Origin of the sequence: Microcoleus sp. S36a_B3, assembly GCF_036700745.1 — a bacterium.
Taxonomy (GTDB): domain Bacteria; phylum Cyanobacteriota; class Cyanobacteriia; order Cyanobacteriales; family Microcoleaceae; genus Microcoleus.
In genome coordinates, this window is sequence record NZ_JAUBPN010000004.1 from 316,848 (window position 1) to 342,434 (window position 25,587).

Here is a 25,587-nt window from a genome sequence, read left to right on the forward strand (position 1 = left end):
ACCTTTGATTTTAGAAGGCCTGGGCGCGATCGGGATTATTTGCTTCAGTAGGGAGGGATGAGATATGCTATTTGTGCGATCGACAGAGTGAGAGGGAAGAGGGAAGGAACCGCGAAGACGCGAAGGACACGAAGGAAGAAGAAAGAAGAATGAGAGAATTGGGCGAACAGGTGGAACAATTGGCTTATAGAGCGATTGGGGCCGCCATTGAAGTGCATCGGCTGTTGGGCCCAGGATTTTTAGAATCAGTGTATCAGGAATCCTTAGAAGTTGAATTTGGGATACGGGGGATACCTTGTGAGCCTAAAAAGCCAGTAGCAATCAACTACAAAGGTCATCGAGTCGGGGAAGGTCAACTAGACTTTCTGGTTGGCGACATCCTAATTGTCGAACTAAAAGCTGTCGAAAAGCTAGCCCCCATCAACGACGCCCAAGTTATCTCCTATCTCAAAATGACAAAAAAAACCCTAGGTCTTCTCATCAACTTCAACGTTCCCATCCTCAAAGAAGGCATCAAACGAATAATTCTCTCATCTTAACCCTTCTTCCTCCTCTTCCTTCGCGCTCTTTGCGCCTTCGCGGTTCGTAAAAAAAAAGCGTAGAAACGCAGATAACTGCATCTCTACACGATCGCACTTACCCTAAAAAATCAGCCTCCCACCTTCTTCGGCGCAAAAGGAGAACCAGATTCAAAGGAACTGAAACCGCCGGCAAAATCCTCACCGTAAGCTTCTTCACCGTGCAGGTCAATATCCAAACCCTTGTCTTCAGCAGATGAGGATACTCGCAGTTCCATAAACTGCCCCAAAATTTTCAAAATCACAAAAGTGCCGACAGCCGCAAACACGTAAGTAGCGAGAACACCTATAAACTGGGTCACGACTTGCCCCGGATTTCCAGCAAACAGCCCGTCATTTCCGGCAGCGTTAACCGCTTTAGTCGCAAATACGCCAGTCAGCAACGCTCCTACAGTCCCGCCGAGGCCGTGAATCGGGTAGGTATCTAAAGTGTCGTCAAATCCCAGCTTAGCTCGCCAGCTAACGGCAAAGAAGCAACAAACCGAAGTGATCGATCCGATCAAAAGCGCCCCCACTGGCAGCACGAATCCAGCCGCGGGTGTGATTCCTACCAATCCCGCTAGGAAACCGCTAGCAATTCCGACTGCTGTAGGTTTGCCTCTGAACACCCATTCGATGATTGTCCAAGTTAAGCCGCCGCCTGCGGTAGCAATCATTGTGGTGACAAAAGCTACTGTGGCTAAGGAACCGGATGCCAAAGCGCTACCGCCGTTGAAGCCAAACCAGCCGAACCACAGCAGTCCAATTCCTAGCAAGACGTAGGGTACGTTGTGGGGGGTGTGGGGCTTGTTCAAGTGGTCTTTGCGGGGCCCGATTACCCAAGCTGCGACTACGGCTGATACGCCGGAACTGATGTGGACGACTGTACCGCCGGCAAAGTCTAGAGCTCCGATCGCTCCCAGCCACCCTCTACCCCAAACCCAGTGGGCTAAAGGTGAGTAGATGAAGGTTGACCACAGCAGCACGAACCAGAAGTAGGTTTTGAATGTTACCCGTTCGACGATCGCCCCGGAAATCAAGGCGGGAGTGATGATGGCGAACATCATCTGGTAAACCATGAATACTTGGTGGGGTATTGTAGGTGCGTAGCCGATCGGATCTGGTTTGTCTGCGACGACGTTGTTTAAGAACATCCAGTCCAGGCCGCCAATGAAGCTTTCGATCCCTTTAGCAAAGCCTTGGGAGGCTGGAGTGGAAACGTCAAAGGCCAAACTGTAGCCCCACAGCGTCCATGTGACTCCGATCAGTCCCATCATGACTAAGCTCATCATCATGGTATTGAGGACGTTGCGCGATCGCACCAGTCCTCCGTAGAAAAATGCTAGTCCTGGTGTCATTAACAACACCAGTGCTGATGACACTAACATCCATGCCGTATCGCCGGTGTCGATCGGATTCGCCACCACCGCAGCCGCCGCAGGAACCGCAGCAGGAGCATCTTGAGCTAAGGCATTGTCCATCAGCGGCCCGCTTAACAGCCACAGTGCGAGGATGCCGATCGTGAAACTTCTTTTGAACACGTTATTTTTACCTTCTAATACTCAGCATTTTTTAGGGAAGACGGAGCCGATTTTAGATGCGAGGATTTTAGATGCAATAGTTATTTGGTTTTAAGTCCCTGTTTGAGCGGAACCAATCTTCAATAGATAATTCCCTAGTCCTCAACCGCCCGACTTCACACAACTGGATCGATCTAAATTGGTCAACTATCAATCTAATAGCCTATGCCTTTTGGATTGCACCATTTGTAGAAACTATTATTCTGTATCAAGGTATACTAGATATTTCAAAAATTGGATTTCTTAAATATATTTCCCGGTATTTGACATAACCCGTGGAAGCGAAAACGCGACAGGGGAAGAAAGCTATAAAGCCTTCCTTCGGCGAAGCTCAGAACAAATCGCGATCGGGTAAAGAGGGGAAGACTTCGGGAGAATATGAATTGATCCTCATCTTTCTCACTGCTGACTACGAGTGACGACTACGAGTGACGACTACGAGTGATGACTAGGGCTTGCTGAATAGAACTAGAAGTTATGACTACCAATGGTTGCAAGATTTTAAACACAAAAAAGTGCTCTCGTTATGACGTTTGTCGGCTCAAAATCCTTGGATTTCGGTGGAAAATTGTGGAGTAAATTTGGGAACCCATCTCCGAATCTCCCATTTTTCAAGCTGTTTGGCACCTAGATTCGATTTGTGGACTTTTTCAGCAAGCCCTAACTAATAACGTTAGCTCGGAGGGGCAGCACTAATGACTAGCCTTCGGCTTCGCTCAGGCTAAAATGACTATTGACTACTGACTATTGACTATTGACTAATTTTTTAACTGCATCTGAGCAAACATTTGCAGGCCCGATCGCCAAACCAGATAACCCCGATCGTTAAGGTGCAAGCCGTCTGTACTTAGTTCGATTGGTAAATTGCCGTCAGCATCCGCAAACAGTGGCTGCAAATCGAGATACAAAACATTTTCAGAACTAGCAATTTCTTTGAGCCGCCGATTGATGGAGCGAATCCGACTGTTAGGAATCGCCAGCAGCCGATCGCGATTTTCCCAAGTTGCTTGTTCCCCGCTGTGCGGCAAAATCGACTGCACCACCACTTGTGCTTTCGGGTGAGCCCACCGCAAATCGCGAATAATCTGCCGCTGATTGTCCAAAATCCCTTCGTCGGTGGCGCCCCGCAGCAAATCGTTAATCCCGATCATGACAAACACCGTATCGGGTGCCGTGCGATCTAACAACTGCAAGCGCTTGAGCAAACCCACGGAAGTCTCCCCCGAAATCCCTTGATTGAGCCAAATGCGATCGGGCGGCAACATCTTTGCTGGAAACCACATACTCAAAGAATCCCCAGCCAAAACACTGAGTTTTGGGGGTCGATTCGCCGCCACCGCCTCAGCTTCCCGGCCCAACTGCATCACCCACTCCTGGTAAGTCCATTTGTGTCGCTGTCCGGGAACGGGTACGTCTAGCAATGTCTTTGCAGAGTTTGTCGCCGTCACAGAGCTAATTAGTTCCTCAGTGCCTCCTGCAACTGCAGCACTCTCCGTAGAGCTTTCTGTAATGTTGTGTCCCCTGGCGAGCATTTGAGCGATCGCGGCTATTAGTAGCGCGTTTGTCACCAGAGATAAGAAAGCCCAAACCGGCATTTTTTTCGATCGCCTAACCTCCATCCCTAAGAGGGATTTATGAGTTCTACTTTTGCTAACTCCTCCAAACTTCTCCATAAACTCAAGCTATTTGCAGACACCACACTGAATCATTAGCACTAATTGCTGCATCAAATTTTACCGCTCGATTTTCGCCTCAGTTCTGGTAAGAATCAAGCACTGTAATGTGGGAGGGGGCGAGGGCGATGCAGAACTTTGCTTTTTCATACTACTTTATCTTGACACTCCGGGCGCGTGAACGCGCGGGGATTCTTGGTTCACTGACACACCTTTAAACTATCCATCCTTTCGGCAATATTTCAACCAAAAACCTGTCCGATTGAACGAAGTTGTGAGTCTAATTTGAATAGCCCCAGAGGGCTTGTCTCCCCAAGCGTTAAGGAATCACTTCCCAAGTTTCCGTATGCCCTTGTACATCTAACTACTAAGTTTTTGACTTTTCTTATATGGGTGCGCGGTGGCTACCCTAGCTATGTTTTTGTGGTGTTCGCTACCCACGAGATATTATTGTTTTCTAGCCAGTCGTTTTGGATTCTCGCCCATTGGTGCTAGCGGTTATTCTACCTGTATCTAAACTCTAGTTTACTAGACTTAGGGAAAATACTGTCAAGCCTGAAAAAGTTTTCCAGTATTAAAAGCCGTCCTCAAAGGCTTGCCATGAGCTTGCTGAAGGGACGGGGTTTTAAACCCAGTTTTCTGATGAAAAATCTGGCTGCCCAACTTTCTGGCACACAAATTCGACAATTTTAGATTTTAGATTTTAGATTGTAGAATAATTTACTCCATATAATTTACTCCATAAGGGTTGAGAGCTGTTATACCGTAGCATTTTTTGTTAAACGGGCTCTTAAGCACCAACTTGGTTTGTAAACGTAATTGCAAGGGTTGGCCAAGCAACGCCAGAACGATCGACTCGGATTAAAAGGATCTAGAGGAATCCGGGCTTGCATCCGCAGGCGGTGGCTATTTCAGATTAGGGTTTTTCGGTGAATCAAGCCCTAGATTAACTTAAAAATTGCCAATCTAGGGCCAGAAAGCTGAAGAAAGTCGATCGATCGCACCCTCTCAAGGGGTGCTCTAAAGTTTAGTAGTCCTCCCGCCGGAGCCTCCAGCATAACCGCCGTAGCTGGTCTCACTTCTGTTTTCCAAGCTAGTTTCCTTCACAAAACCGCTGTAAGCTTCCATCCCGTGTTCGCCGATATCCAAACCTTCAGCCTCCTCAGCAGGAGAAACGCGGATACCCAGCAAAGCTTTTAATGCCACCCAAAAAATCGTGCTCAGCAACACGGTCATCCCGCCTACAGAGATAACGCCCACCAACTGCGCCCAGAGTTGACCGAAACCTCCGCCCACGAGCAATCCGGCTGCCGGGCCTGCGGTATAAAGACCTGTTGTCGGTCCGTCAGCAAACAAGCCCACTGCCAGAGTCCCCCAGATGCCGCAGACTAAGTGAACTGAAGTTGCCCCTACAGGATCGTCTACTTTCAAGTTGTCGAAGAAAGTTACTGCGAAAACTACCAGGATGCCGGCGATCGTGCCAATAATGGCAGAGTTTGGGACGTTGACCCAAGCGCAACTGGCTGTTACTCCTACTAAGCCGGCGAGGATGCCGTTGATAATCATCGAAAGGTCGGGTTTGCCAAGGTAGAGCCAAGCTGTAATCGTTGCAGCAACTCCCCCGAAGGCACCGGCGGTGTTGGTGGTGATGGCAATGTGGGCGATCGCGTTTGGATCGAGTGCCATTGTCGAACCGGGATTGAACCCGAACCAACCCAACCACAGAATCAAACAGCCTAGAGTCGCTATACTCATGTTGTGTCCCGGCATTGCTACAGTATCGCCCTCGCGATACCTGCCCATCCGCGGCCCGAGAAATGCCGCTCCCATCAAAGCAGCCCAACCGCCTACCGAGTGAACCACCGTCGAACCGGCAAAATCCCAAAATCCTGCTGTTGCCAGCCAGCCGCCACCCCAAATCCAGTGTCCGGTAATCGGGTAAGCAATGCCTACTAACAGCAAGCAGAAAATTAAGAATTCCAGGAATTTAATGCGCTCTGCAACGGCCCCAGAAACGATCGTGGCAGCAGTTCCGGCAAAAACTAATTGGAAAAAGAATTTAGCGTTGAGGGGTACTCCCGTCCAGTTTAATGCGGTGAAGATGCCTTGATAAGCATCTCCTGTGGCGGGGCTGTTGTCAGCTACATTCCACAGGAAAAATCCGCCGCTGCTGCCGATAAAACCGTTGCCGTTGCTGAACATTAACGCAAAGCCGATCGCCCAAAACGCGATCGTTGACAGTGCAAAAACAATCAAGTTTTTGGACAGCACGTTAACCGCATTTTTTTGACGGCAAAAACCGGTTTCCAACATACCGAAACCCGCGTTCATAAAGAACACTAGCATTCCAGTCACCATCACCCACATGGTATCCATGCCCACTTTGAGGCTGGCCAATTGTGCCTCGGTGGTTGGGGCGGCAGGCGTTTGGGCTACTGCGGCATATCCCCAAAGCGAGAATACGATCGCAGCTAAGGGTATGCAGGCTTGCCAACTCGGGCTCAGGCGGGCGATCGCCCTTTGTAATTTCTGGAACCTGTTAACTTTTGTAAAAGATTTCGCTGGTAAATCTAAAGACTCCCGCCTGAATTGTTTCGATTTTTTTTTCCCGACAGTCATTTTGATCATTTTCGCCCTTTTTATAACTGTTCCGATCGGTAAGAACCCGAAAACTTTCCAATTCTACTACAGAAGTTTATAGATTATTGTTCAGATTGAGATAGTTCTGATAACCTACATTTTCTAGCTGATTTTGTTTATTCATTACAGATTCGGACAAATTTTTGCGGTATGCGAGGACTCGATCTAGCAATTCTGGCTGAGAAACTGCTAATATTTGAACTGCCAGCAAGCCGGCATTTTTAGCATTGCCGATCGCTACTGTTGCCACCGGTATCCCGGCTGGCATTTGCACGATCGAGTACAGCGAATCTACCCCTTGCAGGTGGCGGCTCGGTACCGGCACGCCAATCACTGGCAAAGGAGTTAAAGATGCTACCATTCCCGGCAGATGTGCCGCTCCCCCAGCACCTGCGATAATGACTTTCAAGCCCCGTTGGTGAGCGGTTTGGGCGTATTCTACCATGCGTAGGGGAGTGCGGTGGGCCGAGACGATCGCCACAGAGCAAGGTATGTTGAATTCTTCGCAAATGGCGATCGCATCAGACATGGTAGGCAAATCCGAATCGCTGCCCATAATAATTCCAACTATCGGTTCATTCATGCAATTTTCAGATATGAGATTTCAGATTAATGGTAATTTAAAATTATGGCGTTAACTAAAATTTAGATATTTTGTAGCCAAACTGATGCAGGAGAGTAATTTAGTCACAAGCCAAGAATGCAGCAAGCAAAAAGCTTCGCATCCTCATCACCTGCCCCCAGAACGAGGCGAACAAATCTCAAACTTGTACAACGAAGCCGAAGGATCTAAAATATGCAATCTAAAATCTCAAATCGAATGCAAGCATCTAAAATTTGAAAACTCACACTTGCAGTACGAAGCCGAAATATCTAAAATCTAAAATCTACTAAAATCTAAAATATACAATCTAAAATCTAAAATCGGATGACTGAAGTCACAACCCCAACTGCCTCCCCCATCAATATTCTGAATGCTCGCATCCCCGGTAACAAGGAGTTGCAAATGCTTGCTGTTGACGAAGGGGGCATCATTCAAGAAGTTTGCCCGATGGATGCAGTATTTAAACGGATTTGTCCTCCAGATTTGCAAGTGGTTGATGCAGCAGGCGATTGGATTTCCTTGGGCGGTGTTGACTTGCAAATTAACGGAGCTCTCGGTTTTGCTTTTCCCGATTTAGAAAGCAAAGATATTGAAATTTTACCTAAAATTTCTCAATTTTTATGGAATCAGGGAATAGATGCTTTTTTGCCAACTTTGGTAACAACTTCGCTGAAAAAGTTTAGGCGATCGCTCTCGACGGTAGCTGATTATATCCGCAGTGCAAAAAACTCTGCTCCAGCAACAAATAATACAAAAACAGCGGAAATTATCGGGGTTCACCTCGAAGGCCCTTTTCTCAACCCGCAGAAGCGAGGAGCTCACCCAGTTGAGTTTTTACTACCGCTAACTATAGAAAATGTCAAACAAGTTTTAGGAGATTGTGCCGAAGTTGTCAAAATAATTACTTTAGCACCTGAATTAGACAGCACGGGCGAAGTCATTCCCTACTTGCAAAGTTTGGGAATTACCGTCAGTCTCGGACACTCCCAAGCAACGGCAGAGCAAGCGCAGCAAGCATTTGCCAGCGGTGCTTCAATGGTAACTCACGCTTTTAATGCGATGCCGAGTTTGCACCACCGAGAACCGGGTTTGTTGGGCGCTGCGATCGTTTATCCGGGCGCAAAATGCGGTTTAATTGCTGACGGAAAGCACGTTTCTCCCACAATGATCGATTTTTTGCTTCGCGCAGGCGGGTACGAAAAAGGCATTTTTTTGGTCAGCGATGCTTTAGCTCCTTTGGGTTTGCCTGAAGGTGTTTATCCTTGGGATTCCCGACAAATTGAAGTGAGAAAAGGTACGGCTTGGGTAAGATTGGATTACCACACGCCCCTGGAATCTGCTACTTTGGCAGGTACAACTCTGCCACTGTTGGCGGGAGTGCAGAATTTGGTGAAGTGGGGGATTTGCGAACCCGAAAGTGCGATCGCCCTAGCAACTGAATCTCCCAGAAAGGCGATCGGACTTTCGGGAATTATCGGCCAACCTGCTGCTCAACTTTTGCGCTGGAATTTGAATGCAGCGACAAAAGAATTAACTTGGCACAGACTATTTTAGATTTTAGATTTTAGATTTTTATCCACAATTGAAAGTATCCCATCTCAAAGTTAATTGCTCTAACTTGCTGGCGCGTTGTCCGAGCCTGAGTGCTATACAATACCAATCGCGCCAGACAATTAGGAGGTTCTAAATAGCTGAAATGCTTGCGTTTGATTGCTTATTGCCTCGAACCTCTTGCCTCGAACCTCTTTCTTCTTCCTGATGGCTAATGACTGATGACTAATTACTAAGGACTAAGGACTAAGGACTAATGACTGATGACTGATGACTAATTACTAATGACTTCTGCTATAATATCAAACCGTTGGCAATAACTCAGCAGCAGGCAGATCGATGAATTTGGTAGACGACAAGACTATAGTTAGACAGTATTTTAACTCGACGGGATTCGATCGCTGGCAGCGAATTTACGGCGACGGCAAAGTCAACAAAGTGCAGCTAGACATCCGCACCGGGCACCAAAAAACCGTAGATACAGTCATCGAATGGCTGCAAGCTGACGGCAATTTGCGGGGGCTGGCTGTCTGCGATGCCGGCTGCGGTGTGGGCTCTCTGAGCATTCCCCTAGCTGAGGCTGGTGCAATTGTTTGCGCTAGCGATCTCTCTGAAAAGATGGTAGCAGAAGCCTACGATCGATCGACAGCAGTTCCCGGCAAGCTCTACAACATATCCTTTGCAACCCAAGATTTAGAAGCCTTAACCGGCCAATTTCACACGGTTATTTGTCTGGACGTGCTGATCCACTATCCTCAAAATAAAGCCGCGGAAATGATCGCTCACCTAAGCTCGATCGCCCAATCGCGACTTATTCTCAGTTTTGCTCCCAAAACCTTAGCACTTACCGCCCTCAAAAAATTTGGCGAACTTTTCCCAGGGCCAAGCAAAACTACCCGAGCTTACCAGCACCGCGAAGCAGATATTATCAAAATCCTAGAAAGCAACGGTTTTGTTATTAACAGAACAGCCATGAACAGCACTAGCTTTTACTATTCTCGCTTGCTAGAAGCCGTGCGCAAATAGGTTAAAAATATCAGCAAATTCCGAGGTCAATTTAGATCGTTTGTTGGCTGTTGGGGCGGGTTTATACAATTTTTTGATCCGTGTCAAAGATTTAGGTGAACCCGCCCCAACTACATCTAAGCTGATTCTTGGTGACCCGTATCGCGGCGGAGTTTTTCCAGAAACTCTGGATAATTTTCCATATCTTCTAAAGATTTCAGGAGTGAAAGTGGCACTTTATTCGCTGTGTCAGCAGAAATTTTGTCAGCTAAGGCATAGAATGCCTCATCATCATCTCGATGAGCGAGTACATAAGCGCGTAACTCTTTTCGGCTCATTTCTTTCATTGAAGTTAGGTTTCATACAAATATTGCTTCTCCGTTGGGTTTAATTTCAATTTCGATTTCTTCTCCCGCTAAGAAGTAAACGTTGCCCGTGCGTTCATCTAAGCGGACTAAGTTAACACTCCGATACATTGTTGTCGCCGAACAACAAAGAACGAAGGTTTGCCATACTTGCGCTGTTGTAGGAATAGCTTGCACTTCTGAAACTCACAACTTTTCATTTTACACTTTCTTGGCTCAAATTGCCATTGAGACAAGCTTCAACTTTTGTCACCAGTTTAGGCGTTTTCATTTGATTAAATATTTTAATAGCTTGCTGCCAGTGATTCTGAGCTATTTCTAATTCTCCCAAATCCCGGTAAGTCAGCCCGATGTAATAATTGCTAATGCCCAATTCATACTTAGCACCAATTTTAGTATAAAATTCAATAGCTTGGTTTTGATATTTTAAAGAAGCTGAAAAATCATTACTTTCCCGAAAAACATCACCTAAAATGTACCAGGCACGGGCGATGTCTGATGTAAAGTTACAATTTTGTGCGATCGCCACAACTTGTTCTAAAGTTTGCTTAGCTTGTTCGTACTCGCCAATATGTTTTTGAGCCAAACCAGCCATATTCAAATCCCAACAAGCTTGCCAAGGCGGAACGCTTTCTAAAGGTTGTTGCAAGTGTCTTGTAGCTTCTTTCAATGCTGCCTTCGCCTCACTCGCTTGTCCTAAATATGAATGCAAAAGAGCAACTTCGCAGTAACAACTATTTAGCCGAGATTGAATGGCAGGAGATACTGGAGATAAAGCTAGATTAAGTTTTGCCTGATAAATAGCTAATCCTAAATCGTATTCACCAGCAGCAATATAGCACAAACCCATATCACTGTATGAGTTAAATTCTGTCCATTGATCGCCTTCACGCTTAGCGGCAAATTGAGCTTGGCGGTGATATTCTAGAGCTACTTCAAAACCATCTGCTAGCAGATAGGCGTGACAGTCGCCGATGCAGCGATACAGACTTGCTTCCCGGTTAGGTGAAACTCGATTTACCAATTTGTCTGCTAATTCTAAAGTTTGGTTAATGTATCCCCAGGATAAAAAATATAGAAATAATTCTTCTGGTAAAATAGGTATGGCAGGGCGGCACAATACATCCCACGCTGAATCATAATCTTCAATTTCTCGGAAATGATAATAAGCTTCTAAAACTTGCAAACCTAACTGAGGGGATTGAATGTGTTCTACACTAGAAAACCAATGTTGAGCGATCGCCCTTTGAGTTTGTTCCCATTCGCTGCTATTCTGTAACTGATTCAAACCCTGCGCCCGAATTGCTGGGTGCATTCGGTATTTGCCCCGATGCAATTGTAGCAAAGAACAGTCACACAACCGCCGCGTTACTTTCAATTGTTCTGCTGGCGTTACATCCCACAGCAAAGCCTTGATACAACTATCTGGCAACCATTCAATTTCTTGATACCGACAAGCTCCCAAACGGCATAGCAAGCGGTAAGCTTGCTGAGAGTGATCGTTGAGGCGATTTAGCTGATTGTTGATAAGAAACGAAAATGGATCTAGCTGCTGTAATTCCTGGCGGTTTTGTTGCCAAGCTTCGGCAATATCTCCGTCATAATTATTGTGAATATCATTGTACAGCACCTCCATTGCCAGAGCATTGCCTTTGTAAACTGCGTGCATTTCTTGCAGAGCTTGTAAATCTTCCGAAGTTTTGGGATATTCAAAATATTGTTGCCATGCTTCTGGACTCAAGCCTGTTAAACTGTGAGTTTGAACGCCTCTAATATCTGGTTCTTTTAATTTTTCTCTACTGGTAATTAGGGTGACTCCTTTGATTCTCGGATCGCACAGGACCCGCAGCAATTCTACATAATTGCGGTATTCAGGTAAAAACATACCGTTGCGTAAGGCAGGTTCTAAGTTGTCTATGAAAATTGCGACTTTGATTTGACGCAGTTTTTTTTCTAGCAAGTTTAAACTGAGGCTAAAATCTCTGGGTGCATCTTCTTGAAAATCTTGTTGCAGCCAAGTTTGTACAAATGAATCGGCACTCCGCAAGTTTTCGGGAGTTAGGGCAATTTTCATATCTAAGATTTTTTCAAATTGGCAACTTGCTAAGTATTGCTGTGCTAAGGTGGTTTTTCCGATGCCGCCTTCTCCTACTATTATCAAGATTTTGAAATTTTCTGATGTCCATTTTTGGAGTTTAGTAATATCTGAAGTTCTCTCAACCCAGCGAGAATTTAATGGTTGTGTTTCTACAGGTTGCGCCGGGATTAATTCTGGCATAATTTGAAAAAACAATGACTGCAAATCTGACCAGCTTGAGCGCTTGTCGTCTCCCAAACCAAAGGCTTGATATGCTGCAGTCAAGTGTTGGCGTACAGTTGCTTCTGATTTAATTGCGAGAATTTTGGCGATTTGTTTGTTGGGTTTTCCAGCTAGTTTTTGCTGCAAAACTTGCTTGCATTTGTTGCCTAAATTGTTGTAAATGGTGATAAATTCTGCTTGATTCATGGGTAGTTTGCCTGTGGAAGTGCGAGCGCGCGTGGCAGCGCCATGTCAGAAGTTGGCGACCGAGAATTTCAAAGGTGGTACAAGCCCCCGTCTCGATCCGTGCAATCAATCGAAAGCATCCCAAATCTCAAATCCTTAAGCCCCCGTCTCGATCCGTGGGGTCAATTCTTCAATCATCCAATCATCCAATCTAAAATCTAAAATCTAAAATCTAAAATCTAAAATCGAATGACTGCGGCCTGTGACTGCACAATTGTGAGTTTTGAATGTTTATTGATTTTACACTGAGTTACGGGTTAAAAAGTTATTCAATAATTAAATCTTTGCAAACACCATTTTGGGGGTAAGAAGTATGGAGTTTCTGACGGATGGAGATTGTGCGGATGCAACGCTGCTAATTGTTGTGCGATGCTGTGCGTCATCGTCGGCGACACTGGGAGCGATCGTGTAAATGATTGTTACAAAAGCTGGGACTATGCGTAAAAACATAGGGCTATTTCCGAAATCTATATAGATGCTGAAATTTAGGGGGTAAAAAGCTATGAGGTTTGTATCAGAGGATGCAGCAGGCGATCGGATCGATCGAGCAGGTGGGTTCAACAGTAAAGTTAAGTTAAATCAGAAGGTGGAAACAGATATGTCTTCAGCGGTAAATTTGATGGTGAGTTCGATTAAACGGCAATTTCTGATTGTCTTAGCGGGGGCGATCGCGATCGGCAGCTTAGCTGTGAGCCCTAAACCCAGCCAAAGCCAATCAACGTCAGGGTTTATGTGCGATGCCTCCTCCGGTTCGCCCGCCACGGTGTACCAAAACCGCCAAGGGGTACGGGAGGTTTGGATTAACTGGGTTTCCGACTACTTCCGCGACTCTGGCTACGATCCCATGACGCGCTGTCGCGAAGTTAGCGGGCGCTTGGAAACTTTCCGCCAGAACAAACAGCTAAAGTTTGTGACAGTTGGCTACATGAACGGACAGCGAGTGATTTGCACCGCTAGTCAAGTCAACTCACGCTGCGACGGCTTGATTTATACACTCAAACCAGGTCAAGACGCAGTTCGTACATTGTATCAATTCATGGGGTTGCGCGAGGGGCAAGCGGGTGCGCCTGCGCTGTCTGAAAGCGATGCGATGCCTTACATTGACGCGCGCCCACGGTTAGGGGAGGAAGGAGGCAACTCTGTAGCGCCTCCTGCGCCTGGTAACAATCAGTCGGCACCGGCTAACAATCAGCCTGCACCTCAACAGCCCACTGGTGGTGGAATGCGGGAGCTTTAAGGTGATTGATTTGCTACGCATGGTGGCAATTTGTGCGATCGCGGCGAGTCTTTTTCCAATAAGAATCGCCGCTCAACCGCTGATGGCTAATTATGGGGTTGCTGACAGTCAAAGTGCCAATATTGAGCGGTTGGCGAGGTTGATGACGGTGCGAATTTTAACACCGACTGCTTCTGGTTCCGGGGCGATCGTCCGGCGACAGGGGCAAGTTTATACGGTGCTGACAAGTTGGCACGTTGTGGCGTTCAGCGCGCAGCATACCATTATTGCGCCGGATGGCCAGAAGTATCGGCTTTTGGGAGCACCGTTGCAGTTGGGAAATGCGGATCTGGCGATCGTCCAATTTCGCAGTTCCATTCAGTATCAAGTAACCCGAATTAGCACTGATTTATTAACAGTAGGAGAACCTGTATTTGCCGCCGGATTTCCGATGTATCGGGGAGGTAGTTCAACAACTACATTCGACCAAGGAATTCGGGCATTTCGGTTTACTCAAGGCGTTGTATCAGTGCTGCCGCCAAAATCACTCGCTCAAGGCTATCGTTTGGGTTACACGAACGATATTGCTGTCGGGATGAGCGGCGGGCCAATTTTTAACAGTCAGGGGTTATTAATTGGCATTAATGGGCGGGTAAAAAATCGCGACCCAGATTTTGGAGTGTATGCGTTTGAAGATGGAACAGAACCGTCAGGGAGAATGTTAGAGCAAATGGTTAATTCTAGTTGGGGAATTCCGATTAGTACCTATTTGCGGTTTATTTCGCCTTACAGTTCATCCTCGAATTACCCACTATCCGCCAGGGATTAAACTCCCTGGCTAATAGCTAAAGTCCTCTAAAGAGGACTGAATTTTTCAGTCACTCGGCGATTGAAATCGCTTCTACAAAAACGAATTCCGCCTACGCGGACTAAGAAATAAATGGGATATTTAGTCCACTTAAGTGGACTTATGCTTTGAGACAGGGATTTTAATCCCTGTCGGATCGGTGAGAAAGTGCAAGATATTTAGTTTCACCTTATCAACGGAGTAGGTTTATGAATTTAGGTTTTAATCGGTCTAATTACCTTCCGGGAATTCTAGCCGGAACGGCAGCGGTAGCAACAGTTTTAATCAGTCAGCCCGCAATGGCAAAAACGGCTAGAGAAGTAGCTCGAATTGCCGTTCCTACTACAGTACAAATTAATAATACTCTAGCTAGCGATAAAGGCGGTTCAGGGGTAATCATTGCTAAAAAAGGCAAGATTTACACGGTGTTGACGGCGAATCATGTGGTGATAAATCCTAATTCCGAGTACGTGATTGTTACTTCTAAGAAGAAAGAGCATAAAGTGACGGAAGTTAAGGGTTTTCAGAATAATGACAGCGGGCCGGATTTAGCAGTTGTGATGTTCGAGAGTGACGAGGAATATTCAGTTGCACCGATTAGTAATTCCGATGAAGCGGACATCGGTTCAGGGGTTTATATTTCGGGGTATCCTTTGCCTGCGGGTGTGGGTAGTCAAGAACGGGAATATCAGTTTACGAATGGGCAAGTTACTAATGTGCGATCGAGTAACGATCAAGGATATACGATGCGTTACGACGCAGTGACGCGGCGGGGAATGAGCGGCGGGCCTGTTTTTGATGTTAGCGGCCGAGTGATTGGCATTCACGGACAGGGAGATACAGTTGGTCGAGTGCAAAATGAGGCTGGGGGAAGGCAAGAAGAAGTAAAAACGGGGTTTAATTCAGCGATTCCGATTAATACTTTTGTGGGGATGATGTCGCAGGTGGGGATGGAGAAATCTGCTTTGAAGGTGGATGAGAAACCTGCGGAAAATGCGGATGCGGAAGAGGTAAAACCTGGGGAGGCGCAGGGTTGGTTTGGAGATTTTGGTAAAGAGATAGTTAAGGATGTGATTCAGAGGGGAATTCGGAGGATTTTGCCGTTTTAGGGCTTGAGGGCGATCGCATTTTTGGAGAAGTGCGATCGTTTTTATGGTTTGTAAAATACGATTAATTTTGTGAGGTGAATTATGCGTAGAATTCGTCTTGTTATTTTAGGAATAGCTAGTTTTGCCGCAGTCACAAGTACGCTGTCTGTTGCTAGCAATGGACAAGCACCGCCGTATCCTGAAGATCCAGGGCCTAATATTATCCGCCCTGAATTTGATAATCCCGATCGAAATTCAAACGTTCCATCGCCCTCGATATCTAACGCAAGGGTTACTTGTCCTGTTACTGGCAAGTGGAAATTTAGTTCACCTACAGATTTTGGATACAACCCTGAATCGGGATTTGTTGGTGGAGGACAACCTTATACTGCGATGGTAGAAATTACTGAGGATGGAGATAACCTCTCAATTTCTAGTTTTTATCAAAATAGCAGCGGTTTAGGTAAAGGACAGCGTTTGGGAGAGCAGATTACTAGCAGCATCCCTTTGCGATTTGGCAACGGACAATTAACAGGTGATATTAGCGATCGCGGTTTCAAAATCAACGGTCAGATTGCCTTTTCGGATGGCAATCCGGATCGCAGTAAAGTGACAATTCCGTTCACAATGGAGCGACAATCGCCTTACCCTCGCCTTCCTCCTAATTCTCAACTGGTTTGTGGTGGTTGGTAGTCCTTATGTACAAGATGTTTAAGATTTTCACGTCACTCTCAAGTTGGGTAGTTTTGTGGACAGCAGCCACAGGTTTAATTGTTAGCCACCAACCTATTGTGTTGGCTCAAGTAAGCGATCGGCTATCTCTTGAATTGCAACCGCCAGTTAATCAGGAAACTCGCCTAGAAGTCAGTCTTAGTCGTCGCCAAGTGACAGTTTACCGGGGTGAAGTTGAGGTTAAAAAATACCCGCTAGGTATTGGCAAAGCTGGATGGGAAACACCTACTGGCAGTTTTAAGGTTGTTCAGATGGTGCGCGATCCAATTTGGATGAACCCATTGACGGGTCAAATTGTCCCAGCCGGCGATCCGGCAAATCCGCTAGGTACTTACTGGATTGGGTTTTCTACTGAAGGTCGAATTTGGTATGGCTTTCACAGCACCAACCAGCCACAAACAGTGGGACAGGCTATTTCTCACGGCTGTTTGCGGATGTATAGCCAGGATGCAGAGGAATTATTTTCTCAGGTGAGGGTAGGCACTCTTGTCACTATTGTTCAGTAGTCATTTAATCATTGAATTGAGGTGAATTATGCGTCATATTCGTCTTTTTGCTCTTGGTATTGTCAGTTTTATTGCGGTTTTAATGGGTGCTTTGCTGGCTCCTGGTACGTTTGTTAATCGGGCTTTATCGGCTGCACTTTGTACGGTTTTCAGTTTTAATTCTACTATTTGCACGGTGAATTTAGTTAATTCGTCCGATCGCGTGGTGGCGGCGACTCCCCCTGCTGTGGAAAGGAATATTGCGAATTGGTTGGTGCAGCGAGCTCCGGGTGAGTTTGATGATGCACCGAGTGTGCCATCTGGGAGTAATCCGCAGGTGCCGCCGTTTCCTCAAGATCCGGGGCCGAATCAGCCATTGCGTCCTGATTTTGATAATCCCAGTATTCCCCAGCCCAATCAAGCACAATCGAGAAATTATGATTTTACTGGACTCTGGGCATTTATAATCTACGCCTCTCCCTCTAACAGTAAGCCGTTTTCTTTAAATTTTATACAGGTTAATGACAACGGGAATGAATATGTTTCTTCTCTCTGTCAGAAAGATTGTAATAGCAATCAATTTCGAGCTAGTTCAGCTACTCATGTACCCCAAGAAAAATCACTAACAACAGATTATGAAAATCTTAATTTTGAAATATTGCCAAGTACAGATAATCAAGCAATGTGGGGCAAAATTTTAAATAAGACAACTGGAGAGTCGATTTATTTCACGATGGTTAAACTTATAAAAATAGCTGCCAAAAGCAATGAAAAACAACAATTTATGCAAGGAATTAATGAATCCAGGCTACAATTAGTAAATGCAAGTAATAGGAAGAACCAAACATCTATAGGCAGAAAACCAATAAAAATATATAGCTTATCATCCAAAACAGTGTCTAATTTATTAGTTTCAATTAATAGGATATATCAAACTATTACTAAGTTTTTTTCAAATCTAAAAACTAAAGATATGAAAATTCTTGTAGAGGGTAATCCGAAGCCAGGAGAAAGCGCTAATATTCTACTCAATGATATTTACGATCAGACCCCTGCTGAACAAAGACAAGAAAATCAAGGACCTTCAAATCAAAAAACTAGACCATCAGGAGGAAATACACCTTCTAATGGTAATAATCAAGGGGGAAAAAATTCGCAAGGGCACAACACAAATCAACAAACACAAGAGCAAACTTCTCAATCAAATAATAGATTGCTGAATGATGTAGGAAATTCTGAAAATACATTAGAACAAGGTAGTGGTTGGATTAAAGATATTAACAAAAACGGTCCTAAGTGGTTCGCTGCGTTCTTTGCGCCTATCTTAGGTTCTCTTTTTGGTACTATTTCAAATTCCAAAGCTGATGCAGCAGAAAATACACAAACACCGTCACCTCAACAAACTGCACAAAAACCAGAAACACAAAATTCACAGCAACCTCAAGATGATTGTAATGCCAACTCTAATCAAGGTGATAAACCTAAAAATTGGTCACTCGACTTACCTTGCTTTATGATGAAAAATGGACAGGCTCAGAGCAATGGCTACTGTCGAGAACGTACTAATGTAACAGAGCAAGGAAATTCAATCAGTGGACAAATTCCTTTAACAGTTAATGGGGCAAGAATGCAATGGTCTTTGAGTGGAAGCTTAAGTAGAATGGTAGCTAGTCCAACGGGGAATGAATGTGCGATTACTTTTGAAAATATCAGCCGTGTCACGAATGGAAATAAATTAGTTGCAATTAATGGAACGGCGAAAACTTGTGGTGTGTCAGGTTCTTTTCATATGCGAAATCTCAATCCTGATGATGCTCGATCTAAACAATCGTGTACTCCGGAACCTCCTATTTCTCAACCTAGTCAAGAAGATGGCATACCAATGATCATTGGTCCTTAACTGCTATCAATGAAGATGTTGTTATTCATAAAACCAATGAATACGGCACACATTACAATATGAAATTCTGGCTGAAAACCGAAATAGGTGAGTCTCTGATTCTAGCAGCTTGGATCGTCCGTTCAGGTGAAACTTTCCCCAGATTAACAAATTGTTATCCCGTCAAAAAGCGAGGCAAAAACAATGAAAATAATTAAAGACCTAGATATTGTTGCTTTAACAGAAGACATAGAAGCAACCCATTTTGAAACACAAGAAATCATTAAATTATCTAAAGGACAAGTAGGAACAGTTGTAATGGAATTTGATGGCAGTGCCTTTGAAGTAGAATTTTCTCATCCAGATGGCACAACTTATGCAATGGAGACGATTCCCGCCACAATGTTAATGCTTTTACATTATGAATTAGTAGAATCTATAAAAGCGGGTTAGCCAACTAATTTTGCCACCCATCAATAATCTCGATCGACAATCCCCACCTCACCGTTAAACTCAATTGATTCTTAATTTCTGGGTGGGGTGGGGGCGGGTTTTTATCATTTGTCGATGGTGTCAAATATCTAGGCGAACCCTTCGGCTACGCTCAGGGCATCGCCCGCCCCTAAAGGCTTTTCCAAAAAACAGGCGATCGCTGTGTCAATAGTAAAATTTACTTGGCTCGATCGCTCGTGCTCTAATCTAAAAATAATCTTTGTAATTACCAATTCAGGTCTTGCTAAAAATAATATATAATTTTTAGTCGCTCGTACTAATATTACAAAATCCAGTAAATGAAACTACCTAATGATACCATTATTGCTGAGACCAAAATAACTCAGTATTTGCTCAAGTTCTTAGCAGAAGATGATAAATCTTTGTTTCTTGCACAAGCCAACTATACCCAAGACAACTGGCAACAACTAGAAAAAGACTTAAGAGAACAAATTTTGCCTCTGGATGCAACACCAACCGAACAAACGCGCTATGGTAATAAGTATGAAATTCGCGGCACGTTAACTGGCCCTAACGGAAGAGGTCTGCCAGTAGTGACTGTTTGGATGACTGAGTTTCCCTCACAAAAAACCAAGTTTATTACCCTATATCCCAATAAGGAGGTATGAAAATGAAATTTCCCTTGTTTAAAAGAGTAGCATTACGAACAGATGTACCCAAGTACAAACTCTGTCGAGGAGATATTGCCACTATTGTTGAGCATCATCCCCACCCCGATGAGGATGGCTACAGTCTCGAAGTTTTTAATGCTTTAGGTGAAACTATAGCTGTAATTACCTTAGCTGAGTCGCAAATTGAACCGTTGATGTCTAATGAAGTTTTGCGTGTCAGGACTTTGACCGAGGCTGCATGAACAGTCGTGGACGCACGGGCGGTCAGAAACCGGGTTTGTTACCAAATCTGCGATGTTCCAACGAAGTATTTTCCTAAAAAAACCCGGTTTTTTGGCCCCAATGCGTCTAGGACTAAACGTAAACTTAAATAGGGCTTGCTGAAAAAGTCCACAAATCGAATCGAGGCGCCAAACAGCTTGAAAAATGGGAGATTCGGAGATGGGTTCCCAAATTTACTCCACAATTGTCCACCGAAATGCAAGGATTTTGAGCCAACAAAGGTCATAACGAGAGCACTTTTTTGTGTTTAAAAATCTTGAAACCCTTGGCATTCATAACTTCTAGTTCTATTCAGCAAGCCCTAAATAAAATTCAACGATGGTTAAAATATGTCATCACTAATCTTAACGCGCATTTTCCTCGCAACCGCAGCCGTCTTTGGATGTTTATCCGTTGCAGGCGGTGCTTTTGCCTCCCACGCTTTGAAAAGTCAATTGAGCGATCGAGCTTTAGCAATTTTTGAAACTGCAGCCCGATATCAAATGTACCACGCCCTAGCTCTATTGCTCGTAGCTTTACTATTAAGCCGCGCCCAAGAGTCTCAAACCTTTTTTGCAGTGGCTGGATGGGCTTTTATTGCCGGCACGATCGTTTTTTCAGGAAGTTTGTACGCCCTGAGTTTGACTGACATCAAATGGCTGGGTGCCATTACCCCGCTGGGCGGAGTTGCTTTTATTGTCGGTTGGGGATGTTTGGCCGTCGCAGCTTTCTCTTTCAAATAACCTGTTGCTAAATTTTGACAATAACTGCCAACAACCAACAACCAACTGCTTTCCTAACAACTGCCAACTAACAACTGACTAATTATCAAAGACATCGCTGGAAAACATCTCTGTCACAGTCCGCAAATAAGGTAAAAATACGATTAAATCTTCAGCAGGAAGCCGATCGGATATTTCCCAAAACAAAATCAGCAGCATATCCTGCACTAACTCCCAACTTACATGAAGTTTTGGGTAAAGCATCACGCACATTGGAAACAATTCTTGCTGTACCGGGCCAATGCTTTCTTCCAAAACGCACCAACACAAATAGCTTTGAAAAATCTCGACATCCCGCATACTAGAAATTTTTACATCGCGATCGCTCAAATAACCGCTGCTGCTGCGGTATCCTGGATGCTGGGAACTAGCTCGATCGTACACTGCACTAGCAATCTGAGTCGCGTGCTGCAACAAATGCTGAACCGCTAAGATAGCTTTTGAATTCGGTGGCTGATTCGCTGCAGCCTCGTTAATCTCTCCGTAGGGACTGTGCAGGTAGTCATCTACAACTTTTAAGTAGGGTGTAAATTCCGATCGCTCTGACTCCGAAAGACATCCTAACAAGATTTTGCTAGTATATTGAAACTCCAACGTCACAAATCCTAGCACTAAGGAATCTCTCTGTGAGTATTTCCGCCTCACTTTGACAATATCTTTTCCCACCAGCACTGACAAACGAGAAGCTGGTTCTCTATCGCCGTAAGCCTCTATTGCTTTGCGATATAAAGCGCGAGTGTCGGCCAAAATTTCTTCACGATCAATTAAGCTCGCATCGATCGCCTGCTGCTCTATTTGTCCCCCTAAAACAGCTTCTACTTTATTCCAAGCTATCTCGCTACCTACTTTTAGGGTATCTATCAATTTGTCAACAATTTGGACTCGATTTTCATCAAAATTATTTGACTGCGGGCTGTGGGGAATTTGCCGCGATGCTTGGTTTTCTCGTGCTTCGACTGTATTGTAATATTTTTTTGCCCAGCTAACTGCTAAGGAAGAAACGTTAACACCCCCCGCCTCGGGATTTTTTTGAATGTCAGATTCATTCATCCCCCGTGTTACAAAACTGTCGTCCTGTTGAATCTCGTTGGTTGCTGATAAAGACTTCAAATATACTTGTGAAATACTTGTCATGATAAACCTCGTTTTTTGATAAATTCGCACCCGATCGATTTCCTGATTTTTACAGTTGTTAACTACAATTTTCTCCATTTTGAGGCTAAAAGTCATCCGCCATTGTGCTTAAAACAGTAAGCTATTTAGCTTGACTGTCTGCATCTTTTATAGATTGCACGTTAATAGCGCTATTGATTGTGCGCTGGATCACAGGTAGATGGCGATCTTCATAGCCTTTTTCAAGCGTGGTGAGGAGTCAATCTATTTTAGATACTTCAGCTTACTTAGACTTGCTTCGACTTCGCGGGTTCCCAAGACGCGAGTGTGCAAGTCGCTCAGTAATAATTTTAGATTTTAGGTTTTAGAATTGGGGGATTTGGGGATTGAGAAATTAATCAATTGAGGGATACCTCATCAGTCTATTTTAGATTTTAGATTAGGGGATTTGGGGATTGAGAAATTGTTCAACTGAGGGATACCTCCTATGAGAGATAGAACTGCTATAGCCTTTGAAGCTCTCATATGAGGTACTATGCGGCATCGGGCATCGGGCATCGGGCATCGGGCATACCTCATAATGCTTGATAACCGCTATATACCTTAATTTTTTTCTCTAACTGTCAACTGTTTGCTGTCACCTGAAAAAGGGGAGTCTGTCAACCGATTTTTTGTGGTAAAAAAAGCTTAAAATAATTTCAACTTGTCTTAAAAGCTGAGAACTAAAGTTTCGTTGACCTTAAAAAAAACTGTTGCTTGAAAATTTTAATTTTTGTTATGGTTCGTTTTTGTAAATTCCTGCCTTCTCAAAGAATCTACTCTACATCACGCTATAACGATAACTTTGATTAATTTATTTCCTTCGGTGAAGCAAGAACTTTATTTTTAGCCTTGCGATTGTTAGAAAACAGTAACACATTCTAGGAGAGGCTTTTATAAATAAATAATTAAATTTATGATTTTAGTAAAATTTATGTGACAGTTCGCGATCGCCCTCGGACTAATTGATTCTGGGTTTTTTGATGAATCGCCCGCAACTTTTCCCCCTCTATTCGATCGCCCAACCAGCTTTCAAAACCCGAATTTAGATAAACTGGCGCGCCCAATATCAGATTTTACCAACTCTAGCTGCTTCGAGCCCTCTGCCAAAAGTCGGATCGGGCCCACACAAGGATAGGATCGGGTTGATTGGGCTTGGCGCGGGTATTCTTGCTGGCGATCGCTTCGGCGCACCTCAAAAAGACCGCGGCCACTACGTCTTTAAAGCTATGCCTTCGGGTAGGATTAGTAGGACGAGAGGAAGTGATAAAATGAGCGCCAGCAATTCAACAGAAATTAAGTTCGGAACCGATGGGTGGCGAGGATTGATTGCCCATGACTTTACTTTTGCCAACGTGCGAAAAGTCACTAGGGCGATCGCCAGTTACCTCGAAACCGCTTACACCAAAGACCGCCCAGTTCTAGTCTCCTACGATACCCGCTTTTTGGCAGACGAGTTCGCCCGCACGTCGGCGGAAATATTGGCAGATTTGGGATGGACTGTGCTTGTGGTCGATCGAGATTGTCCGACACCAGTCATCGCCTACAGCGCCAAGCATCTAAACTCCGCAGGCGCTTTGATGTTCACCGCATCGCACAATCCCGCACCTTACTGCGGCATCAAATACATCCCCGACTACGCCGGCCCGGCTACCCCAGAAATTACCGATACAATTGTGGCAAATATTGCTGGTGCTTCTGATGCGCCAGCAATCGGTAGCCACAACGATAAAATCTCCACTTTCGATCCGAAACCCGAATATCTGAAGTTTCTTTATGCCTCGATCGATGTGGAGCGGATTCGCTCTGCTAAGTTAAAGGTCAAGTACGACGCTCTCTATTCGACTTCTCGCGGTTATCTTGACGAAGTTTTGGAACACTGCGGCTGTGATGTCGAAAGTTTTCACACCTACCGCGACGTGCTGTTTGGTGGCGGAATGCCCGAACCCAAGGGCGAACAGTTAGTCGAGTTGGTGGAATCTGTTAAAAAAGATTCGGCTGATTTAGGTTTGGCCACCGATGGCGATGCCGATCGCTTTGGTATTGTTGATGAGTTGGGAAATGTCTTGACTCCAAACACTGTGCTGTTGCTCTTGGGCCGCCACTTGGTTAAGAATAAAGGCTTGACTGGGGCGATCGTCCGTACCGTCGCAACTACCCACTTGCTCGACAATATGGCCGCCAAATACGGTTTAACAATCTACGAAACCGCAGTCGGTTTTAAATACATCGGCGAAAAAATGCGGGAAACTGCGGTGCTCATCGGTGGCGAAGAGTCTGGCGGTTTGAGCGTTTTGGGTCACATCCCCGAAAAAGACGGGATTTTGGCTGATATGCTAGTTGCTGAGGCGATCGCCTACGAAGGCAAACCGCTTTCTCAGCTAGTCGAAGAAGCCATCAAGGAAGCCGACGGCCCCCTGTACAACAAACGCTTGGACTTGCACCTAGAGGAAGCTCACAAAGCAGCCGTTTTGGATTCTTTTACCAAGAATCCCCCCACGGAAATAGCGGGTATTGGCGTTAAGGAAATCGGCCGCAAAGACGGCATTAAACTTTATCTAGAAGACGGCGGTTGGGTACTGCTGCGGCCTTCGGGAACCGAACCTTTGATGCGCGTTTACATGGAAACCAATTCTGTGGAAAAAGAAACCAAAGTTGCTGAATACATGGAAAAGGTCATTTCCCATTTAGAACCTGCTTAATTTTCCACCTATTCCAATGCGGGGTTTTTTCCCTAGGCCTTGAGATTGTATGGTGCGCGCTGCGCGCACCTTAACCTTATCTAGGGCTTGAGTCCGTAGGGTGCGTCAGCAATCATCCGATCTGTGTTTAGCCAAGATTTTACAACTGACGCACCCTATTAAAACAACTAAAATTAATCATCGATACTGCTCGGCCAGTCATATATAGCCTTTCTCAAGCGTCGTGACGTATGCCTTATGCCCAATGCCCAATGCCCAATGCCGCATAGTACCTCATATGAGAGCTTGAAAGGCCATACTTGCAATACAGTCCGACTCGTTAAAATTTATTTTTATTTGTTTAAATTTTAAAAAAAAACCTCATTTTTTTTAGTATCTACTTGACTTTTCCTGATATTTTATTGTATATTATATAATAATGGGATGGTTGCAAAAATAATATTTTGACCCAGATTTCTATCATACAAAAAGTATATCAGCTAAATTGTTAGCTTGTCAAGCCTTTTATGAAAACAATTCCTCAGCTCGCCATTAGTTTTGTAGTAGCAATTTTGGCCAGCGCGATCGGCATAATCTCAGTACAGAACGCCGCCCCAGTATCCTTAAACTTTATCTTTTTTAAATCCATACAAATGCCCGTAGGATTAGTATTGGCGACGAGTATTAGTGCAGGACTGATCGGCGGTGCGCTGCTGCAACCGCTGTGGAACCTTTCTGAACCCCAAGGTTCGCGTTCCAACTTTCAGGCAAATTCACAGGACTCCGACACGGCAGAATATTAAGTTAATTTGTTGAATGC

29 protein-coding genes are annotated in these 25,587 nt (G+C 44.9%); 18 read left to right on the plus strand and 11 right to left on the minus strand.

The features are described 5' to 3' along the window. Nucleotides 1–71: 71 nt before the first annotated feature. On the plus strand, nucleotides 72–539 hold the full coding sequence (locus QUA01_RS07260; protein WP_333088321.1) for a GxxExxY protein: 468 nt from the start codon (nucleotides 72–74) through the stop codon (nucleotides 537–539). 110 nt (nucleotides 540–649) lie between these two features. Here QUA01_RS07260 and QUA01_RS07265 read toward each other — a convergent pair whose 3' ends face one another. Further along, nucleotides 650–2,098 carry an ammonium transporter gene (locus QUA01_RS07265; protein ID WP_333088323.1) on the minus strand — a complete coding sequence of 483 codons (1,449 nt, stop codon included), beginning with the start codon at nucleotides 2,096–2,098 and terminating at the stop codon, nucleotides 650–652. Nucleotides 2,099–2,412: 314 nt separating this feature from the next. Here QUA01_RS07265 and QUA01_RS07270 point away from each other — a divergent pair, with 314 nt between their 5' ends. After that, nucleotides 2,413–2,556, plus strand: coding sequence for a hypothetical protein (locus tag QUA01_RS07270; RefSeq protein ID WP_333088326.1), 144 nt, complete (start codon nucleotides 2,413–2,415; stop codon nucleotides 2,554–2,556). Nucleotides 2,557–2,895: 339 nt separating this feature from the next. On the opposite strand, the gene QUA01_RS07275 is transcribed toward QUA01_RS07270, so the two are convergent. From QUA01_RS07275 to purE, 3 genes are all read right to left on the minus strand, one after another. Next, the gene (locus QUA01_RS07275; RefSeq protein ID WP_333088329.1) at nucleotides 2,896–3,810 is read right to left on the minus strand and encodes an SGNH/GDSL hydrolase family protein; all 915 of its coding nucleotides are present in this window, start codon (nucleotides 3,808–3,810) and stop codon (nucleotides 2,896–2,898) included. A gap of 1,020 nt (nucleotides 3,811–4,830) precedes the next feature. After that, nucleotides 4,831–6,429, minus strand: a complete 1,599-nt coding sequence (locus QUA01_RS07280; RefSeq protein WP_442921527.1) for an ammonium transporter — start codon at nucleotides 6,427–6,429, stop codon at nucleotides 4,831–4,833. Between the two features lie 76 nt (nucleotides 6,430–6,505). Next, on the minus strand, nucleotides 6,506–7,033 hold the full coding sequence (purE, locus tag QUA01_RS07285; RefSeq protein ID WP_333088332.1) for a 5-(carboxyamino)imidazole ribonucleotide mutase: 528 nt from the start codon (nucleotides 7,031–7,033) through the stop codon (nucleotides 6,506–6,508). Nucleotides 7,034–7,118: 85 nt separating this feature from the next. On the opposite strand from purE, the gene QUA01_RS07290 reads away from it, so the two are divergent. The 3 genes from QUA01_RS07290 to bchM all read left to right on the plus strand — a co-directional run bounded on the left by QUA01_RS07290 (nucleotide 7,119) and on the right by bchM (nucleotide 9,631). Continuing rightward, a complete protein-coding gene (locus QUA01_RS07290; RefSeq protein WP_333088333.1) occupies nucleotides 7,119–7,334 on the plus strand; it encodes a hypothetical protein in 216 nt (71 codons plus the stop codon). 44 nt (nucleotides 7,335–7,378) lie between these two features. Next, entirely contained in the window at nucleotides 7,379–8,608 is a 1,230-nt protein-coding gene (gene nagA / locus QUA01_RS07295) for an N-acetylglucosamine-6-phosphate deacetylase (protein ID WP_333088334.1), read from the plus strand. Nucleotides 8,609–8,944: 336 nt separating this feature from the next. Then, nucleotides 8,945–9,631 (plus strand): magnesium protoporphyrin IX methyltransferase, encoded by a 687-nt coding sequence (bchM, locus tag QUA01_RS07300; RefSeq protein ID WP_333088336.1) that lies wholly within the window; start codon nucleotides 8,945–8,947, stop codon nucleotides 9,629–9,631. A gap of 116 nt (nucleotides 9,632–9,747) precedes the next feature. On the opposite strand, the gene QUA01_RS07305 is transcribed toward bchM, so the two are convergent. The 4 genes from QUA01_RS07305 to QUA01_RS07320 all read right to left on the minus strand — a co-directional run bounded on the left by QUA01_RS07305 (nucleotide 9,748) and on the right by QUA01_RS07320 (nucleotide 12,970). Next, nucleotides 9,748–9,957, minus strand: a complete 210-nt coding sequence (locus QUA01_RS07305; RefSeq protein ID WP_333088337.1) for a DUF6887 family protein — start codon at nucleotides 9,955–9,957, stop codon at nucleotides 9,748–9,750. Nucleotides 9,958–9,969: 12 nt separating this feature from the next. Beyond that, nucleotides 9,970–10,152 (minus strand): DUF6888 family protein, encoded by a 183-nt coding sequence (locus QUA01_RS07310; RefSeq protein ID WP_333088339.1) that lies wholly within the window; start codon nucleotides 10,150–10,152, stop codon nucleotides 9,970–9,972. Between the two features lie 19 nt (nucleotides 10,153–10,171). Then, nucleotides 10,172–12,481, minus strand: coding sequence for a tetratricopeptide repeat protein (locus QUA01_RS07315; RefSeq protein WP_333088340.1), 2,310 nt, complete (start codon nucleotides 12,479–12,481; stop codon nucleotides 10,172–10,174). Between the two features lie 315 nt (nucleotides 12,482–12,796). Then, nucleotides 12,797–12,970 (minus strand): hypothetical protein, encoded by a 174-nt coding sequence (locus QUA01_RS07320; RefSeq protein WP_333088341.1) that lies wholly within the window; start codon nucleotides 12,968–12,970, stop codon nucleotides 12,797–12,799. Between the two features lie 52 nt (nucleotides 12,971–13,022). Here QUA01_RS07320 and QUA01_RS07325 point away from each other — a divergent pair, with 52 nt between their 5' ends. The 8 genes from QUA01_RS07325 to QUA01_RS07355 all read left to right on the plus strand — a co-directional run bounded on the left by QUA01_RS07325 (nucleotide 13,023) and on the right by QUA01_RS07355 (nucleotide 19,220). Beyond that, nucleotides 13,023–13,757 carry a COP23 domain-containing protein gene (locus QUA01_RS07325; RefSeq protein WP_333088343.1) on the plus strand — a complete coding sequence of 245 codons (735 nt, stop codon included), beginning with the start codon at nucleotides 13,023–13,025 and terminating at the stop codon, nucleotides 13,755–13,757. Nucleotide 13,758: 1 nt separating this feature from the next. Then, nucleotides 13,759–14,565 carry a S1 family peptidase gene (locus QUA01_RS07330; RefSeq protein WP_333088344.1) on the plus strand — a complete coding sequence of 269 codons (807 nt, stop codon included), beginning with the start codon at nucleotides 13,759–13,761 and terminating at the stop codon, nucleotides 14,563–14,565. Nucleotides 14,566–14,792: 227 nt separating this feature from the next. Further along, nucleotides 14,793–15,692, plus strand: a complete 900-nt coding sequence (locus tag QUA01_RS07335) for a S1 family peptidase (protein WP_333088346.1) — start codon at nucleotides 14,793–14,795, stop codon at nucleotides 15,690–15,692. Nucleotides 15,693–15,773: 81 nt separating this feature from the next. Then, nucleotides 15,774–16,364 carry a hypothetical protein gene (locus tag QUA01_RS07340; protein ID WP_333088349.1) on the plus strand — a complete coding sequence of 197 codons (591 nt, stop codon included), beginning with the start codon at nucleotides 15,774–15,776 and terminating at the stop codon, nucleotides 16,362–16,364. Nucleotides 16,365–16,369: 5 nt separating this feature from the next. After that, nucleotides 16,370–16,909: a L,D-transpeptidase gene (locus QUA01_RS07345; RefSeq protein WP_333088352.1), complete on the plus strand. Its 540-nt coding sequence runs from the start codon at nucleotides 16,370–16,372 to the stop codon at nucleotides 16,907–16,909. Nucleotides 16,910–16,937: 28 nt separating this feature from the next. Continuing rightward, nucleotides 16,938–18,788, plus strand: a complete 1,851-nt coding sequence (locus QUA01_RS07350) for a hypothetical protein (protein WP_333088354.1) — start codon at nucleotides 16,938–16,940, stop codon at nucleotides 18,786–18,788. 5 nt (nucleotides 18,789–18,793) lie between these two features. Then, a complete protein-coding gene (locus QUA01_RS27335; protein WP_442921532.1) occupies nucleotides 18,794–18,985 on the plus strand; it encodes a DUF6883 domain-containing protein in 192 nt (63 codons plus the stop codon). Continuing rightward, complete coding sequence (locus QUA01_RS07355; protein WP_333088357.1) at nucleotides 18,972–19,220, plus strand: DUF4926 domain-containing protein; 249 nt, start codon at nucleotides 18,972–18,974, stop codon at nucleotides 19,218–19,220. The genes QUA01_RS27335 and QUA01_RS07355 overlap by 14 nt, the downstream gene beginning before the upstream one ends. A 128-nt stretch (nucleotides 19,221–19,348) precedes the next feature. Here QUA01_RS07355 and QUA01_RS07360 read toward each other — a convergent pair whose 3' ends face one another. Beyond that, nucleotides 19,349–19,492 carry a hypothetical protein gene (locus QUA01_RS07360; protein ID WP_333088359.1) on the minus strand — a complete coding sequence of 48 codons (144 nt, stop codon included), beginning with the start codon at nucleotides 19,490–19,492 and terminating at the stop codon, nucleotides 19,349–19,351. A 66-nt stretch (nucleotides 19,493–19,558) separates the two neighbouring features. Here QUA01_RS07360 and QUA01_RS07365 point away from each other — a divergent pair, with 66 nt between their 5' ends. The 3 genes from QUA01_RS07365 (at nucleotide 19,559) to QUA01_RS07375 (ending at nucleotide 20,895) form a co-directional block, all read left to right on the plus strand. Then, nucleotides 19,559–19,888 (plus strand): DUF6883 domain-containing protein, encoded by a 330-nt coding sequence (locus tag QUA01_RS07365; RefSeq protein ID WP_333088361.1) that lies wholly within the window; start codon nucleotides 19,559–19,561, stop codon nucleotides 19,886–19,888. A 2-nt stretch (nucleotides 19,889–19,890) separates the two neighbouring features. After that, nucleotides 19,891–20,133: a DUF4926 domain-containing protein gene (locus QUA01_RS07370; protein ID WP_194068057.1), complete on the plus strand. Its 243-nt coding sequence runs from the start codon at nucleotides 19,891–19,893 to the stop codon at nucleotides 20,131–20,133. A gap of 369 nt (nucleotides 20,134–20,502) precedes the next feature. Then, nucleotides 20,503–20,895 (plus strand): DUF423 domain-containing protein, encoded by a 393-nt coding sequence (locus QUA01_RS07375; RefSeq protein ID WP_333088364.1) that lies wholly within the window; start codon nucleotides 20,503–20,505, stop codon nucleotides 20,893–20,895. Between the two features lie 78 nt (nucleotides 20,896–20,973). Here QUA01_RS07375 and QUA01_RS07380 read toward each other — a convergent pair whose 3' ends face one another. Together QUA01_RS07380 and QUA01_RS07385 are read right to left on the minus strand one after the other, a co-directional pair. Next, nucleotides 20,974–22,164, minus strand: a complete 1,191-nt coding sequence (locus QUA01_RS07380) for a hypothetical protein (RefSeq protein ID WP_333088367.1) — start codon at nucleotides 22,162–22,164, stop codon at nucleotides 20,974–20,976. An 854-nt stretch (nucleotides 22,165–23,018) separates the two neighbouring features. Then, nucleotides 23,019–23,153 (minus strand): hypothetical protein, encoded by a 135-nt coding sequence (locus tag QUA01_RS07385; RefSeq protein WP_333088369.1) that lies wholly within the window; start codon nucleotides 23,151–23,153, stop codon nucleotides 23,019–23,021. Nucleotides 23,154–23,357: 204 nt separating this feature from the next. On the opposite strand from QUA01_RS07385, the gene QUA01_RS07390 reads away from it, so the two are divergent. Both QUA01_RS07390 and QUA01_RS07395 read left to right on the plus strand, forming a co-directional pair. After that, nucleotides 23,358–24,788: a phosphoglucomutase/phosphomannomutase family protein gene (locus QUA01_RS07390; protein WP_333088371.1), complete on the plus strand. Its 1,431-nt coding sequence runs from the start codon at nucleotides 23,358–23,360 to the stop codon at nucleotides 24,786–24,788. 506 nt (nucleotides 24,789–25,294) lie between these two features. Further along, on the plus strand, nucleotides 25,295–25,570 hold the full coding sequence (locus QUA01_RS07395; RefSeq protein WP_333088372.1) for a LapA family protein: 276 nt from the start codon (nucleotides 25,295–25,297) through the stop codon (nucleotides 25,568–25,570). The last annotated feature ends 17 nt before the right edge of the window (nucleotides 25,571–25,587 follow it).